Here is an 18,461-nt window from a genome sequence, read left to right on the forward strand (position 1 = left end):
TCTTTTTCGTTTAGCTTCAATTCTTTTTTTCTTCTAGACTTTTCATTTTTTCAATTCGGTGGCCAGTAGCCAGATTTCCTTCAGAAAATCGCGGATCTGTGATGTAAGCCTCTTTTTTCATTTTGCTTACTTCAATACTTAAAAAGTCGAATTCTTCGGTGACCTTTCCTAATAGTGCATAAACTCCACTACCTCTAAATGCGTATTTTTCAGCAATAGGAGGGAAGAGAATAGTATCAAAAAAGGAACCTTCTCGATCTATAAATGTTCCGAAATTCATAGGTTTCCCCTTTGCCGTTTTAGTGTTTTTCACCGTTACCAAATATCCGTAGATCAAAATTTCCTTATTTAGAAACTGCGTTAGATCCTTTTGACCATAACGGGTTTTAGGTAACTCCTGTAGCAAGTCAAAATGACTACATAATGGAAACCCCAGGAGTTCTATTTGCTCAAAAGCCTCTTCTTGAAGAGTTGTGTGTAATTCTGGTAATGTAAATATTTTATGCTTTGGCGTAAAAAGCGGAATCTGATGTGGCTTCTTGGGTTTTTTGTTTAGTTTAAAGTGAGCCTCCCATAAGAGTTGATATTTATCTATGCCTGTAAACCTAAAAGCATTGATCCTAATTAGGATACTTAATTGCTCTATGCTAATGGGAATACGATCTATAAAATTTTCTAAGGATTTAAATTTTCCTTTAAAATTTCTGTTCTCCAGAATACGTTGTATAGCGCGATGCTCGACTTCTTTTAAATTTCCAAAACCCAAATAAATGGTCGTTTCTTTTATGGTGTTGTGGTAGTCCCCTTTATTAATACATGGTGGCTCTACACTAGCTCCACTCATCTTGGCCTCATGTACATACATTTCTGTAGAGTAAAAACCACCTCCGTTATTAAGAGTTGCCACCATATATTCTAATGGGAAATAGGCTTTTAAGAATAAACTCTGATAACTTTCTACGGCATAGCTGGCAGAATGCCCTTTTGCAAAGGCGTATCCGGCAAAACTCTTTATTTGATCCCAGACTTCAGAAATGGTCGTTTCTGCTATCTTTTTCTCACGACAGTTGGAGATGAATTTTTCTTCTACCCGCTGAAATTCTTCTCGGGAGCGATATTTCCCACTCATTCCTCGACGCAAAACATCTGACTCTGCAAGGCTGAGGCCTGCAAAAAAATGTGCTACTTTAATTACATCTTCTTGATACACCATAATGCCATAAGTGTCGGGCATTATTTTGGCAAGTTCGGGATGCGCATTGTCTCGTCTTTCCGGATATCTGTGGCGCAAAATATATTCTCGCATCATTCCGCTCCTTGCAACCCCGGGGCGAATAATGGAACTGGCAGCCACCAAACCTAAATAAGTATCGGTTTGTAATTTTCTAAGCAACATGCGCATCGCAGGGGATTCCACATAAAAGCAGCCAATACAAGAACCTTCTTTAATAAGGTTATTTATTTTAGGATCTTCTTTAAAGGCTGCCACATCATGAATGTCGAATGCAGCTGCATCCGGCTGATTTTCAGCTATGATGTCTATAGAATCCCGAATTTTCCCTAATCCTCTTTGTGCGAGAATATCAAATTTATAAAGTCCCACATCTTCAGAGATCACCATATCAAACTGCACACAAGGAAATCCTTTTGGCGGAAGGTCTAAAGCAGAGAAGGCCGTAAGCGGTTTGTTGGAAATAAGGATCCCTCCTGCATGGATACTTCGGTAATTAGGTAGGCCCTGGATTAATTCGCCATATTTAAGGACTATTTTATGGATCTCATCTTGTTTGTTATTTGGGAGATCTCCTTTGCAAAGTTTGTCTATATCTTCTTTTGGAAGCCCAAAGACTTTTCCTAATTCTCTAATTACGGCTCTAAATTGGAAGGTGTTGTAAGTGGCGAGCAAGGCCGTATGTGGAAATTCTTCAAAAATAAACCGGGTGATATCTTCCCGATCGTTCCAAGAAAAATCTATATCGAAATCTGGCGGACTGGTCCTGAATTCATTTATAAATCGTTCAAAATAAAGATCTAATTCTATAGGATCTACCTCGGTGATCTGCAGTAGATAGGCCACAATACTATTAGCACCGCTTCCTCTGCCTACATAGAAATAGCCTTTTTCCCGGGCATATTGGCAAATGCGCCAGTTAATAAGAAAATAGGAGATAAAGTTCATTTTCTTAATGACCTTTAATTCTGTGGTCATTCTTTTAAGAACCTCATCTTTAGCTTCAGGATAGCGAATAAGAAGTCCTTTTTCGCAAAGTTCTTTTAGGAATTTTTCATCATTAGAAGCGCTTTCCCCAAAAACCTGCTGATTCTGAGGCTTTCTGTTTTCAGAAAAATCGAAATGGATCTTACAGGCTGCCAGAAGCTCTTCGGTGTTTTTGAGAATAAAAGGGAACTCTTCAAAATGCTCTTTTATTTTCTCAAGAGGGCTCATTTGCTCTTCTTTTCCAGCCTGTTCTTCAGGAGAGAGTTTGCTTAGAAGTGTATTATTATCAATGGCGCGCAACAATCTATGCGCATTAAAATCTCGTTTATTTCTAAAGGTGACAGGTTGTAATACTACCAGTTTGGTGGTGAGTTCCTTTAATTTTGAAAACTTCAATTTTCGCAATTCAGCAATACTTACCCCAATAAATTCATTTGCGGCAAATTGACTTATTTCTGAGGCTAATATTTTTTCAAAAGGATAAATAATAAAAGCATTTTCAAAAAAAGGTGCCTTTTCTGGGATGGCTATTTTTTGCTGAAGATGTTTAGAAAGAAAATCATTTAATTCCTGAAAACCCTCATTGTTCTTTGCGATGCCTATAAATTGTTGCTGTACTCCATTCCTAAAATCTATTCCCAGAATTGGGGTGATATCATATTCTTTGGCAATTCTCACAAAATTTAGGCTGGCAGAAGTGTTATTAATATCTGTAAGCACTAAAGTTTTTACATTATTTTTTTGTGCCAGTTCCAGTAATTCTATTTCTGAAAATGTTCCAAAGCGCATGCTATAATATGTGTGGTTATTTAAGTACAATTTCAGGTCTTATGTTTACAGTATTTAAAACTTCTAATTCTTAATCCCTCATTGAGGGTTTAATTCCCCGAGGCCTGCCCGAAACATTCAGGCGGGCTTGCCTCGAATTTTTGAAAGTATTTTTCCTCCCGAACCATCCTATCGTGTGGACACAATTTTTTAATATTTTAGCTGACTAATAATAGTTTTGCTAATAAAATGAAAAGGGGATTCACAGACTTAGAGGATAAACGTTTAGTTTATAGAGGCAATAAGATTTTATCGGATTTATTCAGTAAGAGCGTCCATTCAATCCGTCAGATTAGCAGGAATGAATCAGAGGCAAAAGCGGTTTACCGTTTTTTGCAGAACGACAGGGTCAGTGAAAAAGATATTATAGAAAACTTGATTCATAATTGCCGGACGGCATGTGCCGGCAGATTCGTTGTCTGTATCCAAGATACCACAGAAATCGACTTAAGCAGCCATGGTAAAAGGATCAACAAAGATAGCTTTGTGGGCACTACCAATGCAAAGGGCTCCCAAGGATTGGGATTCTTTATTCATCCAAGTTTGGTCTTGGATGCCGTGACTGGTACCCCCTACGGCTATTCTGATATTAAAGTTTGGAACAGGCCCTTAGAGTTCAAATCAAAGCATGAAAGACAGTACGGTAAACTGCCCATAGAAGAAAAAGAATCCTATAAATGGATAGAGGTGTCCAAAAACACACAGGCCTCACTACGGGATGTGGTAGAGGGAATGGTGATCATACAAGATAGAGAAGGGGATATTTACGAACAGTTTGCAATCATACCAGATGCACAAACAGATCTGTTGATAAGAGCCCGTGTGGATAGAACATTGGCAGATAGGTCAAAATTATTCAGTTGCCTGGAAGATCAACCCTGTCAAGGGTTTTATGAGGTACAGGTGGATGCCTGTGCAAAGACCAAAAGAAAAAAAAGGACGGCAAAAATTGAAATCAGATATAAAGAGGTGGAGCTCAAAAGAACCAGCGCAACAAGCAAAGGAGTGGCATCCAGCATAAAACTATATCTGGTAGAGGCCAAAGAGGCTGACTATACTGGCCCCGATAAAATATGCTGGAGGCTCTTGACAACCTTGCCTATACAGACAATAGAAATGGCAGAAATGTGCGTGGAATGGTATAAGTGGAGATGGACGATAGAAGAGGTGTTCAAAATATTAAAAAAAGAGGGATACAATGTTGAGGCGTCAGAGCTGGAGTATGGGTCATCGGTAAGAAAACTAAGCTTATTGATAATGGAGGTCGTCATCAAACTGTTCCTAATGCGTCTAGCGTATGCAGAACCAGAAAGAGAGATGAGCGCCGATAGCTGTTTTACAGAAGAAGAGCAAGAGTTTTTAGAGCTCCAAATAAAAAGTCTGGAAGGTAAAACAGAGAAACAAAAAAACCACTATAAGAAAAAAGAGCTAAAAAGATATGTTTGGGCGATAGCTAGACTTGGTGGTTGGAAAGGGTATGAAAGCAAAAGACATCCAGGTATAACAACCCTATGGATAGGATTGAAATATTTTAAAGCCGCAATGGAAGGGTGGACCATTCATAAAGATATGTCCACACGATAGGAACCATCGGGACATACCTCGTGGGCTTGCCCCGAGGTTCTTGATTTTTTCTTTCTCTTTTTAATTTTTCTTTCTCTTTTTAAGCAAGGTTCTATTGCTTTCTGTGCGCTAGCACTACCGGTGGTTCCCCATTAAAAGGATTGGTCATCCGGCCAATGGTCCTAGCTCCCAGAGAGGCCGCTCTTAATACGCTTCGGTCTCCATACCTAATTCTAATAGTATCCATAGCATTGTATAAACTCAAAATCTCTTCGTTATCATCGAACAAGTTGATCTGGTAATTTCCACCTGCTAAATGACTAAATCGTATCCCAATAAGCCGCACCAATAAGCGGCGGTTATAGAGTTTTTTAAATAGATCTTTAATCTTGGGAATTAAGATGTGATCTGCACTCGTGTAAGGGATCTTGAGTTGTTTGGTATAGGTATTAAAATCTGAATATCTTATTTTAACCGAGATGCAGGAAGTAAGTTTATCGCCACGGCGTAACTGAAATGCGAGATTTTCCGTCATTGCTATTAAAATAGCAGATAATCTATCTACATCTATAGTATCCCGATCGAAAGTGCGCTCGGTGGAGATGGATTTTCTTTCAGAATAGGGAATAACCGGTGTGTTATCTATTCCTTGCGCCCTATGCCAGATGGTGGTGCCGTTTGCTCCCAATACTTTTTGGATCATTTCCAACGGCATTTCTTGTATTGTTTTTACATGCCGAACTCCGAGATTCCGAAGGGTTTGATAAGTTTTATCACCCACCATAGGTATTTTTTTAACTGAAAGCGGAGCTAAGAATTCCTTTTCAAATCCTGAATCTATTTTTAATTGATTGTTGGGTTTTGCTTCATTAGTGGCTACTTTAGAAACTATTTTATTTGCTGAAAGTCCGAAGGAAATAGGTAATCCTGTTTCCCTAATAATCTTTTTACGTAATTCTGAGGAATACTTATAACAGCCAAAAAAGCGATCCATCCCGGTGAGATCTGCATAGAATTCGTCGATACTTGATTTTTCAAAAAGCGGAACATCTTTTCTTATTATATCGGTTACATCATTAGAATATTTGGTGTAAGTACTTGCGTCTCCTCTTATAATAGTAGCCTCGGGGCATAATTGCTTGGCGAGTTTCATAGACATTCCGGAATGCACCCCAAAAGCTCTGGTTTCATAACTACAGGCTGCTACGACTCCACGGTCGCTGGTGCCTCCTACCAATAAGGGTCTATGCTGTAAACGAGTGTCTATTAGGCGTTCTACAGAAACATAAAAGGTGTCCAGATCCAGATGTAATACTGTTTTTGCCATTTTATATTCATTCCATCTTAGTAGGGAATGACTACAAAATTATGGAATTATTCCAATATATTGGAATAATTCCAATGTTAAAACTAGAAGATTTTGATCTTTAATAGAAGGATGTAGTGTAAGTAGGGAATAGCAGAAATTTGAAAGAATAAATTCCCCTTTATAAATATAATAATGAGAATCTAGAAGATTATAAAAAGAAAAACCCCCAAGGAATACCTTGAGGGTTTTTTATGAAAAAGGAATAAATATTACATATTTTCCAACTCTGCTTCAACTTCAGCTTTAGTTCCTCTGTAGGTTTTTACTTTTACATCAGTCTTACCATTTTCAATAGTAGTAATTCTAACCTCTGCAACAGTTTCGTCACCTTCAGTGGTCATTCTAATTTCCACTTCTTTAGTTACAGAATTTTCTAGATCAGTAACATTTATTATTTCAGTATTTTCAGCTGAATAATTAACATCATCAAGAGTGTGTCCTCCTAATATTGGAGCTATTACCAAACCGATTAAACAAGTCAGTTTTATCAAGATATTCATAGATGGACCAGAAGTATCTTTAAATGGATCTCCTACAGTGTCACCAGTTACAGCCGCTTTATGGGCATCAGATCCTTTATAGGTCATCTCACCATCAATTAAAACTCCGGCTTCAAAAGATTTTTTAGCATTATCCCAAGCTCCACCTGCATTGTTCTGGAAAATAGCCCAAAGAACACCACTCACAGTAACTCCAGCCATATAACCTCCTAACATTTCAGCAATTGCCAAATTATTCATTCCGAAGATCATAGGGATAAAAGCGATCGCTAGAGGAAAACCTATAGTTAATAATCCTGGAAGCATCATTTCTCTTAGAGAAGCTTCTGTAGAGATCGCCACACATTTATCATATTGTGGTTTTCCAGTTCCTTCCATAATTCCAGGAATCTCTCTAAACTGTCTACGTACTTCCTGAACCATTTCCATGGCTGCTTTTCCAACTGCATTCATTGCTAAGGCAGAAAATACTACGGGAACCATTCCTCCAACAAATAACATTGCTAAAACAGGAGCTTTAAAAATATTGATCCCTTCAATCCCTGTAAAAGTTACATAGGCTGCAAATAAGGCTAAAGAAGTTAAGGCTGCAGATGCAATTGCAAAACCTTTTCCTGTTGCGGCAGTTGTATTTCCAACAGAATCTAAAATATCTGTACGTTCTCTTACTATTGGTTCTTGTTCACTCATTTCGGCAATACCACCTGCATTATCAGATATCGGTCCGAAGGCATCTATTGCTAATTGCATAGCGGTTGTAGCCATCATTGCTGATGCTGCTAATGCAACTCCATAAAATCCTGCGAAAGCATAAGAAGACCAGATAGCAGCAGCAAACAATAAAACTGAAGGAAAAGTAGAGATCATCCCTGTTGCTAAACCTGCAATAATATTGGTTCCTGCACCAGTACTGGATTGTTGTACGATCTTAAGAATTGGTTTTTTACCTAATCCTGTATAATATTCTGTTACAGAAGAAATTGCTCCCCCTACAATAAGTCCGATGATGGTAGCTCCAAATACACGCATTGAAGAAATTTCTTTAATACCTTCTCCAAAGAATTCCATTTGCATAGTTGCCGGAAGCATCCATTTTACCAATACATAACATGTTATTGCTACTAAGGCTATAGACACCCAGTTCCCGATGTTCAAGGCACGCATAACCTGGTCTTCCTTAGCATCATTACTGCTTATTTTCACTAACATGGTACCAATCATAGAAATGATAATTCCTGCACCAGCAATCGCCATTGGTAATAATACCGGGCCAATTCCGCCAAAAACATCGTCGATGCTTCCACCCATATCCTTGATCACATAATTCCCAAGAACCATGGCTGCTAAAACGGTTGCTACATAAGACCCAAAAAGATCGGCTCCCATTCCGGCAACATCACCAACATTGTCTCCCACGTTATCTGCAATAGTGGCTGGGTTTCTAGGATCATCTTCAGGAATACCTGCTTCCACTTTTCCCACTAGATCGGCGCCAACATCGGCAGCTTTGGTATAAATTCCTCCACCAACACGGGCAAATAAGGCTATAGATTCAGCTCCAAGAGAGAATCCAGCTAGCGTTTCCAATACAATAGTCATGTCCAATGTATTTGTCCATTCGCCTCCCATAAAGTACCAAAAGAAAAAGATAAAGAAACTTGTTAAGCCTAATACAGCTAGACCTGCAACCCCAAGGCCCATTACAGTTCCACCGCCAAAAGAAACTTTTAAAGCATTTGGTAAACTTGTTTTGGCAGCTTGTGTAGTTCTAACGTTTGTCTTTGTTGCTATTTTCATTCCCATATTTCCTGCCAAGGCAGAGAAAAATGCTCCGAAAATAAAAGCGATCACAATTAACCAGTGCGTAGTCGGTACTACAAAAGAAACTACAGCAAGTGCAACACTCACAATAACTACAAAAATGGCAAGTAATTTATATTCGGCATTTAAAAAGGCTAGTGCGCCTTCATAGATATGATCTGAAATTTCTTTCATTTTTCCGTCTCCGGCGTCTTGTTTTAAGACCCAGGAGCTCTTAATCCACATATAAATAAGGCCTATGATAGCCAGAACAATTGGGGCATAGATAATCATTGATTCCATAGAGAGAGTTAAATATTAGTTAATGTCTGCTAATGTAGTTAAATCAATGATAAATAAAAAAGCGATAACTTTTTAAGGTCATCGCTTTTAATTATTCAATATTTATTAAAAAATATTCGGTTATATGCCGAATCTGTCTTTGTCTCCTTCGTAATTCTTAAATCGTTCGATACATTGCTTAATAATCTCTTTAGCTTCATCGGCATTTCCCCATCCCCCAACATCTACTTTCTTTTTCTCAAGGTCTTTGTATACTTTAAAGAAATGTTCGATCTCTTTTAATAAGTGACCATTCACATCATCAAGATCATTCAATCTATTCCAGATAGGATCTGAAACCGGTACACAGATAATTTTTTCATCTGGTCCTTTTTCATCTGCCATATGGAAAACTCCAATTGGCTTTACTTCCATTACAATTCCAGGGAAAGTAGGCTCTGCTACCAATACTAATACATCTAAAGGATCGCTATCCAATGCTAATGTGTTTGGAATGAATCCGTAATCTGCAGGGTACATCATAGAAGAAAAGATCATTCGGTCGTACCGAACTTTCTTCAATTCAAAATCATACTCATATTTGTTTCTACTCCCTTTTGGGATCTCTATCAATACATCAAAAGTCTCTGACATTTTCTTTCTTTTTTATTCAAATTTTTCAGGCGGCAAATATAGTAATTTATACTCTTAAAGAGCATATTAAAAATGAAAACCAAATGAAGCGGTTACTCCAAACGATCTTGCATCTTCATTATCGAAATAATTTCCTCTAAAATGAGCATCTATTCTCAGGAACTTAAAAATATTCCCAACACCTACACTATATTCCCAATAAGGTTCAGAATCTGGCGCAATAAGCGGTAATCCAGAAGCATCTATGTTTTTATTCTTTTCTGAAATTTCTCCGTAAACTCCACGAATTCCAATGATCTCCCTTAAATTAAGGTCACGAAGGCCCGGAATCCTTGAAAACAATCTTCCATTAAAGTTGTGTTCCAAATGTGCTGCTATATAAGTATCTGTAACAAATTCGTAGAAATTCAGCAGTGAAAAACTGTTGTATAAAGCGAAATAGGTTTGATTTCCAGGTACTACGCTCAATAGCCCCAGTGGAACTTCGCCAAAGGTTTTTCCTGTTTCTAAACTAACATTAGATCTTCCGAAGCCTCCTACTAATAACGGCTGATTATAAAAGAATTGTATCTTTTTATAATTAAAATCACTTTCAAAAATATCTTTTACTCCCAGAGTATAATTCAAGAAAAATGTTGGAAAATCATCTCCATTAATAATATTTCTATCTACCCCATACCCAGTGGTTTCTCTTCTTGGGGTATAAGTGAAAATGGTGGAAATTTCGGTTTGATTTATTTCTGAATCTATTTGTGTAAGCGCATCATCTGTGTAAAAATCCAAACTAAAAGTTGGTGATGCCGGCTTAAGGATCCTATAAGATCCAGCTAGTCTAAAAGTGAAATTTTTAATGGGTTCAATTTCCAGGCTTGCTACAGATAGATTAATGGAACTTAACTTATCATTATCACCTACATTTATCAAAGAGGAAGAAGCCAAACTTCTACCAAGCACATCGGTAGTATTAGTGAGACTGGTTCCCAACTGCTCAATATCGCGCCTGTTCCCGGCGGTGGCAATTATCCTCAATTTTTTGTCTAATAATACTTTAGCTGCGATCCCGTATTTGAATTTCTTATCCTTAAAACCGTAAGCTCCATATCCTTCAATTCTCCATGGGTCATTCTGGTCAAAATAGGTTCTTCCGCCACCTCTAACTCTCCAGCCTTCTACATCATTAAATCCTAATGTGGCATATATAGGCCCGTAATCGAAACCATCTAATTCTATATATCCTGTGGATAGGGTAGTAGTTAAATTATATAAACGCTTGAAAGCGGGAACCGTTTGCAGGGTGTCCAGCATTTTATAAACACCTCTTTCGTCACCATTTAATTCTTCTAGCCGATTCTTTTTCCAAAATTCATCATCTCGATTATACACTTCTTCCTTGAAATCTATAACTCGGTTATCGTAAAATTTCAATGGTTTTTTATTATTGAAATTATAATTATCATAAAGCACCGTTCTTTTTCCATAGATCCCTCGTGCAGACTCTTTGTCTCTAAGTGAGAAATCTACCTGAAAAAAGTCTCGAGTAATTAAGAAAATAGAATCATTTAAAACGTCAAATTCTTGTTCTATATAAACCCCTTTTACCCAGTTTACATTGGCGTCTTCTGCCATTTCTAGATCGATCTTCTTCACCGCCCAAGTAGTGTCATTTACCCAAAAGTCTCCTTTAAAGGTTAATTCATTTTTTCGCCTTGGATAATATCTTATTCTATAGCACCACTTGTCGCCAACAAAAGAGCTGTCTGTTAGAATATAATTGTAATTGTTTATTCCAGTTGTAGAAAGCGGACTTACAAAACTCTTGTCAAAAAATTTGAGGTAATTCTCGTAAATATCTATTTCAGAATAAATATCTTTTACAGAAGAGATTAAAATCTGATTATTGCTAAAACCGGAATTCTTATTTCCTAAAAGTTTTTCTTTAATTTTACCAGATTTTTTATCTCCATATATTTTAGAAACAGCTTCATTAAGAAAAATAGGTAAATAGGTTTTTCCAGTAACGCTATTAGTATCCAGATCTTTAAATATAAATTCCATTCCATTAAAAATGGGACTATTAATTAAAGCGCTGTCTATTTTATTAAGATCGAATTCCAGTTTTTCATATTTCCTGTATTCGTATTGATCGAATTGCTTAACACCATTCTGTCTTTTGTTCTCCCAGACCTTTCTAAGAATATCCAAAGCAGGATTATTGGTTTTAGAAGTTTTTCCTTGATAGACCATTACCTCACCCAAAGATTCGGTTATTTCTTTCAGAACGATCTTGAGATTCAAATTATCTCCTTTTTCAAGGGGTATTAGCAAAGTCTCATATCCTACATAGGAGAATTCTACATTAGGTTGATCTTGATCAGATTTTATGTAGAAATCACCATTCTCTTTAGTGGTAGTCCCTTCAGAAGAACTTAAAAAGATAACATTCGCAAAAGGGATAGGAGTACCTGTCTCATCTACAACAGTTCCGCTAATTCTGGTTTGTGACCATCCTTGAAAAAAAGTGAATAAAATACAGGTAAAAAAAAGGTATTGTTTCATAGTTGGGCACAAAAAAAGCTTCACCGTTTAGATGAAGCTTCAAAGATAAGTCTATAAGATTACTTGTAAAGCACCTTTCTCACAGCTTTAACAACATCTTCACTATTCGGTATCCAGTTTTTTAATAAGACTGGAGAATAAGGCGCTGGAGTATCTGCCGTATTGATTTTTATAATAGGGGCATCCAAGTAATCGAATGCATTTTCCTGAACTTGATACGTAATTTCTGTAGCAACATTTCCGAACGGCCATGCTTCTTCCAAGATCACTAATCTATTTGTTTTTTTAACCGACTTGTATATTGCATCATAATCCAAAGGTCTTACGGTACGCAAGTCAATGATCTCACATGAGATTCCATCTTTTTCTAATTCATCTGCTGCTTTGTAGGCTTCCTTGATGATCTTTCCAAAAGATACAATAGTAACATCGGTTCCTTCTCTTTTAATATCTGCAACTCCAATTGGAACTATATAATCTTCTTCAGGCACTTCTCCTTTATCTCCGTACATCTGCTCACTTTCCATAAAGATCACAGGATCGTCGTCGCGAATTGCCGCTTTTAATAAGCCTTTTGCATCGTAAGGATTGGAAGGTACAACTACTTTCAAACCTGGACAGTTTGCAAACCAGCTTTCAAAAGCTTGAGAGTGGGTAGCTCCTAATTGCCCTGCAGAGCCCGTTGGCCCTCTAAATACGATTGGAATATTAAATTGCCCACCACTCATCTGGCGCATTTTAGCTGCGTTGTTGATAATTTGATCTATTCCTACAAGCGCGAAGTTGAAGGTCATAAACTCTATAATAGGTCTATTTCCATTCATAGCACTTCCAATACCAATTCCGGTGAAACCAAGTTCAGAAATAGGAGTATCTATAACGCGATCTGGTCCAAATTCATCCAACATTCCTTTAGATGCTTTGTAAGCCCCATTATATTCTGCCACTTCTTCACCCATTAAGTAAATAGTATCGTCTTTGCGCATCTCCTCGCTCATGGCCTGCTGAATCGCTTCTCTGAATTGAATTGTTTTCATTCTATATATCTATACTGTTAAATGTATCGCTTTGAAAAAACAAAAATAGTAATTGTAAAAGTTTATAGCGCATCTAACCGCTAAAATATTTGTTATGCATGCATAGTAAATTCTGTATAAATTTCCCTATCTTCGTGATCACGATAAAAAAATTATTTAAAAAGAAAATATAGATGAAAATATTAGTGTGTATAAGTCACGTGCCAGACACTACTTCGAAGATTAACTTTACAGATAATAATACTCAGTTTGATACTAATGGAGTACAGTTTGTAATTAATCCGAATGATGAATTTGGTCTTACCCGTGCAATGTGGTTCAAAGAAAAACAAGGAGCAACTGTAGACGTAATAAATGTTGGCGGTGCTGAGACTGAGCCGACTTTACGTAAAGCTTTGGCTATTGGTGCAGATAATGCAATTAGAGTGAACACGCCAGCTACAGACGGTTTTCAAGTTGCTAAACAACTGGCGAACGTTGCAAAAGAAGGTGAATATGATCTTATTATTGCAGGACGTGAGTCTATAGATTACAACGGAGGGATGGTTCCTGGGATGTTAGCTGCTTTGTTAAAAGCTAATTTTGTAAACACTTGTATCGGACTTGAAATTGAAGGAACCGAAGCAAAAGCGGTTAGAGAAATTGACGGTGGAAAAGAAAGTGTTACCGCTAAATTACCATTAGTTATTGGTGGACAAAAAGGTTTGGTTGAAGAAAGTGATCTAAGAATTCCTAATATGAGAGGAATTATGATGGCTAGAAAGAAACCTTTAAATGTTGTAGAGCCTGTAGATGTTACAGCCCAAACTGAAGTTGAGAAGTTCGAAAAACCTGCTCCTAAAGGTGCTGTTAAATTAGTAGAATCGGATAATTTAGATGAATTGATCGAATTACTTCATAATGAAGCTAAAGTGATTTAGTTACATATGGAAGGCTTCAGAAAAGCCGAAATGAGTTAAAGATTTAATATCCACAACAAATAAAAATAAAAAACATGTCAGTTTTAGCTTATATAGAATCAGAAGAAGGAAAGTTTAAAAAAGCATCATTAGAAGTAGCTTCCTATGCAAAAGAAGTTGCTCAAATGCTTGGGACTACTGTAACAGGAGTAACATTTAATGCTGAAGATGTTTCGGAACTTGGAACTTACGGAGTAGACAAGGTTTTGAAGATCAATAATTCAAAATTAAAAGACTTTAATGCCGAAGCTTATGCCGATGCATTAAAGCAAGCAGCAGACAAGGAAGACTCTAAAGTGGTAGTTGTAAGTCAGAGTGCAGACACTAAATACCTAGCGCCACTTTTAGCAGTGCATTTAAATGCTGGATATGCGTCTAACGTAGTTTCTATTCCAGAAAGTGCTAGCCCTTTTGTTGTGAAGAGAACAGCTTTTACAAATAAAGCATTCAATTTCACAAAAATAAGTACAGATATTAAGGTAGTAGGAGTTTCTAAAAATGCCTTCGGTTTAAAAGAAGTTGAAGGAGCAGCAACTGCAGAAGATTTTTCTCCAAATTTATCTGAAGAAGATTTTTCAGTAAATGTTACCAATGTAGATAAAGCAAAAGATAAAGTGACTATTGCAGATGCAGAGATTGTGGTTTCTGGCGGTAGAGGGCTTAAAGGTCCAGAGAACTGGGGAATGATCGAAGATCTTGCTGAAACATTAGGTGCTGCAACAGCATGTTCTAAGCCGGTGAGTGATTTGGGTTGGAGACCTCATAGTGAGCACGTTGGGCAAACAGGGAAGCCTGTTGCTTCAAACTTATATATAGCAATTGGAATTTCTGGTGCTATCCAACATTTGGCAGGTATTAACTCTTCTAAAGTGAAAGTTGTTATCAATAATGATCCGGAAGCGCCATTTTTTAAGGCTGCAGATTATGGAGTTGTTGGTGATGCCTTTGAAATTGTACCGAAGCTAAATGAAAAACTAAAAGAATTTAAAGCTAAAAACGCATAATTTTTTTAACTTGCGAGCATTAAAAGGGCTTTCTAAATCTGGTATTTTGTCCTTATTTAGAAAGCCCTTTTCAATTATTGGTATATGAGCCTAATACGCCTTAATATAAAAGGAATATCTTACAGTCAAACCCAAAACGGCGCCTATGCACTTATTTTAAGTGAAGTGGGCGGGGATAGAAAACTCCCTATCGTTATTGGAGCCTTTGAGGCACAGTCTATAGCCATTGCGCTAGAAAAGGAAATCAAACCTCCGCGACCTCTTACACACGATCTATTCAAGAACTTTTGCGACAGATATACGATCAATATTAAACAAGTGATCATTCACAAATTAGTGGATGGTGTGTTTTATTCTAGCTTAATTTGTGAAAGAGATAAAATTGAAGAGGTTATAGATGCCCGTACTAGTGATGCTATTGCGTTGGCCTTAAGGTTTGATGCCCCAATTTTTACTTATAAAAACATCTTGGATAAAGCAGGAATATTCTTGAAAGGAGAATCTGGATCCTTAACTCCATCTACAGCAAAAGAACAAGCAGAAATAGATGATATACTTTCAGAAAATATTGAGCCTGAAGGCTCAGATTATAAAAAAATGTCCTTGATTGAACTTGAAGATCTACTCACTCAAGCAGTTAAAAGCGAAGATTATGAAAAGGCGGCCAGAATTAGAGATGAGATCTCCAAAAGAAAATAAGTAGTTATTTATGAAGAAATACTGGTGTTGCCTGTTCTTTGTTTTATTCGGAATTATTACTGCCCATTCCCAAACAATTTCAAAATCCTGGACATTTCAGTCTGTAAAAGATAGTACTCAAACTCTTTCTGGATTCGCATCTGATGATAAAATGACCCTTCAAGATGGGCGTTTTACCATTAATTCTGAAGAAGAGATAAAAGCACAAGGAGATTATTTGTACCAAAATAATCTGTTGGTTTTCTTTTATAATCAACCTGCCGGAGATTCTATAAAGAAATTTAGAATAGCTGAATTAACTGAAGGCTCTCTTCAGTTATCAGATAACTCAAACACTTATACATTTAGTGAAACCCCTTTGTTAATAGAAGAGGTTATCCCTGTTAGTACAGATAAACAAATGATTCCTAGTGCCGGGATCTCTTTTAAAAGTGTTTCTAGAGGTCTTTTAGGAATGGCTTCGCTATTGCTAATTGCTTTCTTATTTAGCAGCAGCAGAAGATCTATTAACTGGAAGACAGTTCTTATTGGATTAGGAGCACAGATGTTACTCGCAATTGGAGTTTTAAAAATCACATTGGTAAAAAATATATTCGAATTTGTTGGTGGGATCTTTGTATTGATCCTTGATTTTACAAGAGCTGGAAGTGAGTTCTTATTAGGTGGAATGATGGATATAGATAGTTTTGGATTTATATTTTTATTCCAAGTATTACCAACAATCATATTCTTTTCGGCATTAACTTCAGTATTGTTTTACTTAGGAATTATTCAAATTGTAGTAAAAGGAATGGCTAAGGTGCTAACCAGAATCATGGGGATTTCCGGAGCTGAAAGTTTGAGTGTTGCCGGAAACATCTTTTTAGGACAAACCGAAGCTCCTTTAATGATCAAAGCATATTTGGAACGAATGAACCGTTCAGAAATGTTGCTGGTTATGATTGGTGGTATGGCTACTGTTGCAGGTGGAGTGCTGGCAGCTTATATAGGTTTTCTGGGGGGAAATGATCCTGAACTTAGACTACAATTCGCAACACATTTACTGGCAGCTTCTGTAATGGCAGCGCCAGGAGCTATTGTGATTTCCAAGATATTATATCCTCAAATTGAAGCTATTAATACAAATGTGGAGGTTTCTTCAGAAAAAATTGGATCTAATATTTTAGATGCAATCGCAAATGGAACTACAGAAGGTCTTAAACTTGCTGCAAACGTGGCTGCTATGTTACTAGTGTTTATTGCTTTTATAGCTATGATAAACTACCTGCTAGGTTGGATTGGGGGAATTACTACTCTTAACTCGGTAATGGCAGATTATACTCCTTATGATAAGTTCTCTTTAGAATCTATACTTGGAACCATTTTCGCTCCTTTAATGTGGCTTATTGGGGTTGCAAAGGAAGATATGATGCTTATGGGGCAATTGCTTGGAATTAAGCTAGCGGCCAGTGAATTTGTAGGTTATATACAGTTGGCAGATCTTAAGAATCCAATGAATGCCTTGAGTTTAAACTATGAAAAATCGGTGATCATGGCTACTTATATGCTTTGTGGATTTGCTAATTTTGCTTCCATTGGAATCCAAATTGGAGGAATTGGATCTTTAGCCCCAGGACAGCGAAAGGTGCTTTCAGAATTTGGTATGAAAGCCTTACTAGGTGGAACCATTGCATCGCTTTTATCGGCAACTATTGCCGGGATGATTATTGGGTAAAATCATAAATTACAGTAAGTTTTAGAAAAATTTATAATTTCATTTTCTTTATAGCTTTATTTATTTCTATCTTAAACCATGTTATTTTATAATTGGATTTATCGATTCAGTATAAATATTTATATCTATGGAAAAAAAGGAAAAGAAAATAAAAAATAGGGGGTATGAAGCTGAAAAGCCACATCATATTCCGCTTGCCGGGTGGCTAGATATTGGGAAAAGGGTATTTTCCGAGATAAAGAGAGATCATGTTCAGATAGTGTCTGCCGGGGTAGCTTTCTATTTTTTCTTGGCATTATTTCCAACTATTGTTGCAGCCATTTCGGTTTATAGCCTGGTTTTAGAAACTTCACAAATTCAGGAACAAATTTCAAGACTCAGTACAATCTTGCCTGAACAGGCCTATGGAATGATTATCAATATTCTGCAACCTGTATTGGAGCAATCTAAAAAGGAAATTGGCTGGGGATTAACCGTTAGTATAGCAATAAGTTTATGGAGTGCCAACAGAGGAACCAACGCTCTTTTTGAAGGGGTAAATATTGCCTATAATGAGCTGGATCAAAGGAATATTATCAAAAAGAACCTTATTACGCTAATCTTTACTCTTGGAGCAGTGGTATTGGGATTGATTAGTTTATTGTTTATAATTTTCTTTCCAATTCTAATTGAAAAAGTAGGATTGCCAAAGCAAATAGAGGGTATTCTGGGGTGGTCCCGATGGGTTGTCCTTGGTATTATTCTTATTCTAAGTTTAAGTATGGTTTACAAAATTGCACCGAACCGCTCCAATCCAAGATTTGCGTGGGTGAGCCCAGGCGCGATTTTAGGAACTATATTCTGGTTAGCAGGCTCCCTTCTGTTTTCATGGTATGTTAAAAACTTTGGTAGTTACGATGATCTCTATGGCAGTTTTGCTGCCGTTATTATACTCATGCTATGGTTATTCCTAACCGCTTTTATCGTATTAATGGGTGCAGAAATAAATTCAGAAATAGAGCACCAAACTATGTTCGATACAACGGTAGGCGAGCAAAAACCGATGGGAGAAAGGGGAGCATATCATGCGGATCATCATGCCAAGAATACTGAAGAGGATTAGCTTATAATATTACGAGACTATCTTTAGTTATTTACTCTTACTTATCTTCTGAAAAAATGTTTTTACGAAAGGAGTAAGGTTCTCAAAAGGGATTATAAATCATATAAAAACGGCCGTACCTAAAGCAAAGCCCTAAGTCTTACTTTATGCTTTTTTAATTAACAAAAGTTTAGAAA

General features: G+C 37.0%; 12 protein-coding genes. 6 read left to right on the plus strand and 6 right to left on the minus strand.

Translation table 11 applies throughout. The features are described from left to right. Positions 1 to 16 precede the first annotated feature (16 nt). Positions 17 to 3,037: a DNA polymerase III subunit alpha gene (locus H033_RS0106455; RefSeq protein WP_026837561.1), complete on the minus strand. Its 3,021-nt coding sequence runs from the start codon at positions 3,035 to 3,037 to the stop codon at positions 17 to 19. A gap of 198 nt (positions 3,038 to 3,235) precedes the next feature. On the opposite strand from H033_RS0106455, the gene H033_RS19740 reads away from it, so the two are divergent. Then, a complete protein-coding gene (locus tag H033_RS19740; protein WP_051227822.1) occupies positions 3,236 to 4,630 on the plus strand; it encodes an IS4 family transposase in 1,395 nt (464 codons plus the stop codon). A 91-nt stretch (positions 4,631 to 4,721) separates the two neighbouring features. Here H033_RS19740 and dinB read toward each other — a convergent pair whose 3' ends face one another. From dinB to H033_RS0106485, 5 genes are all read right to left on the minus strand, one after another. Further along, positions 4,722 to 5,936 (minus strand): DNA polymerase IV, encoded by a 1,215-nt coding sequence (gene dinB / locus H033_RS0106465; RefSeq protein WP_026837562.1) that lies wholly within the window; start codon positions 5,934 to 5,936, stop codon positions 4,722 to 4,724. Positions 5,937 to 6,187: 251 nt separating this feature from the next. Continuing rightward, on the minus strand, positions 6,188 to 8,581 hold the full coding sequence (locus H033_RS0106470) for a sodium-translocating pyrophosphatase (protein WP_026837563.1): 2,394 nt from the start codon (positions 8,579 to 8,581) through the stop codon (positions 6,188 to 6,190). Between the two features lie 120 nt (positions 8,582 to 8,701). Then, positions 8,702 to 9,214, minus strand: coding sequence for an inorganic diphosphatase (locus tag H033_RS0106475; RefSeq protein ID WP_026837564.1), 513 nt, complete (start codon positions 9,212 to 9,214; stop codon positions 8,702 to 8,704). Between the two features lie 66 nt (positions 9,215 to 9,280). Further along, positions 9,281 to 11,770: a DUF5686 and carboxypeptidase-like regulatory domain-containing protein gene (locus tag H033_RS0106480; protein ID WP_026837565.1), complete on the minus strand. Its 2,490-nt coding sequence runs from the start codon at positions 11,768 to 11,770 to the stop codon at positions 9,281 to 9,283. 59 nt (positions 11,771 to 11,829) lie between these two features. Continuing rightward, complete coding sequence (locus H033_RS0106485) at positions 11,830 to 12,807, minus strand: pyruvate dehydrogenase complex E1 component subunit beta (protein ID WP_026837566.1); 978 nt, start codon at positions 12,805 to 12,807, stop codon at positions 11,830 to 11,832. Between the two features lie 173 nt (positions 12,808 to 12,980). Here H033_RS0106485 and H033_RS0106490 point away from each other — a divergent pair, with 173 nt between their 5' ends. The 5 genes from H033_RS0106490 (at position 12,981) to H033_RS0106510 (ending at position 18,285) form a co-directional block, all read left to right on the plus strand. Next, the gene (locus H033_RS0106490; RefSeq protein ID WP_026837567.1) at positions 12,981 to 13,727 is read left to right on the plus strand and encodes an electron transfer flavoprotein subunit beta/FixA family protein; all 747 of its coding nucleotides are present in this window, start codon (positions 12,981 to 12,983) and stop codon (positions 13,725 to 13,727) included. A 74-nt stretch (positions 13,728 to 13,801) separates the two neighbouring features. Then, on the plus strand, positions 13,802 to 14,770 hold the full coding sequence (locus tag H033_RS0106495) for an electron transfer flavoprotein subunit alpha/FixB family protein (RefSeq protein WP_026837568.1): 969 nt from the start codon (positions 13,802 to 13,804) through the stop codon (positions 14,768 to 14,770). A gap of 84 nt (positions 14,771 to 14,854) precedes the next feature. Further along, positions 14,855 to 15,469 carry a bifunctional nuclease family protein gene (locus H033_RS0106500; RefSeq protein WP_026837569.1) on the plus strand — a complete coding sequence of 205 codons (615 nt, stop codon included), beginning with the start codon at positions 14,855 to 14,857 and terminating at the stop codon, positions 15,467 to 15,469. Positions 15,470 to 15,479: 10 nt separating this feature from the next. After that, entirely contained in the window at positions 15,480 to 17,183 is a 1,704-nt protein-coding gene (locus tag H033_RS0106505; RefSeq protein ID WP_026837570.1) for a NupC/NupG family nucleoside CNT transporter, read from the plus strand. Positions 17,184 to 17,310: 127 nt separating this feature from the next. Further along, positions 17,311 to 18,285, plus strand: coding sequence for a YihY/virulence factor BrkB family protein (locus H033_RS0106510; RefSeq protein ID WP_026837571.1), 975 nt, complete (start codon positions 17,311 to 17,313; stop codon positions 18,283 to 18,285). Positions 18,286 to 18,461: the final 176 nt, after the last annotated feature.

The organism is Gillisia sp. JM1 (genome assembly GCF_000424645.1).
In the GTDB taxonomy this organism is placed as follows: domain Bacteria; phylum Bacteroidota; class Bacteroidia; order Flavobacteriales; family Flavobacteriaceae; genus Gillisia.